Below are 557 nucleotides of genomic sequence, written 5' to 3'. Positions count from 1 at the left end.
ATGCCGTTCCTGCTGCCAATCGAAGACGTATTCTCAATCTCTGGCCGTGGTACCGTTGTTACCGGTCGTGTTGAGCGCGGCATCGTTAAAGTCGGCGACGAAGTTGAAATCGTTGGTATCAAAGATACTGCGAAATCAACCTGTACCGGTGTTGAGATGTTCCGTAAGCTGCTGGACCAGGGTCAGGCAGGCGAAAACTGTGGTGTTCTGCTGCGCGGTATCAAGCGTGAAGACATCCAGCGTGGTCAGGTTCTGGCTAAGCCAGGCACCATCAAGCCACACACCCAGTTCGAGTCAGAAGTTTACGTTCTGTCTAAAGACGAAGGTGGCCGCCATACTCCGTTCTTCAAGGGCTATCGTCCACAGTTCTACTTCCGTACCACTGACGTGACCGGTTCAGTAGAGCTGCCAGAAGGCGTTGAAATGGTTATGCCAGGCGACAACATCAAAATGGTTGTTACCCTGATCCACCCAATCGCAATGGACGAAGGTCTGCGCTTCGCAATCCGCGAAGGTGGCCGTACCGTTGGCGCGGGTGTTGTTGCTAAAGTTATCGC

1 protein-coding gene is annotated in these 557 nt (G+C 53.1%); it reads left to right on the top strand.

Features of this window, described 5'->3' with window-relative positions; genetic code table 11:
• On the top strand, positions 1–557 hold a 557-nt coding region (locus tag ACR6AS_RS20490; protein WP_418800355.1), incomplete at both ends, for an EF-Tu C-terminal domain-related protein.

This window comes from Pantoea phosphatilytica, from assembly GCF_051025615.1.
Classification (GTDB): Bacteria; Pseudomonadota; Gammaproteobacteria; order Enterobacterales; family Enterobacteriaceae; genus Pantoea.
Note: the sequence above shows the minus strand (reverse complement) of the source record. Positions and strands in the feature narration are given on the sequence as shown.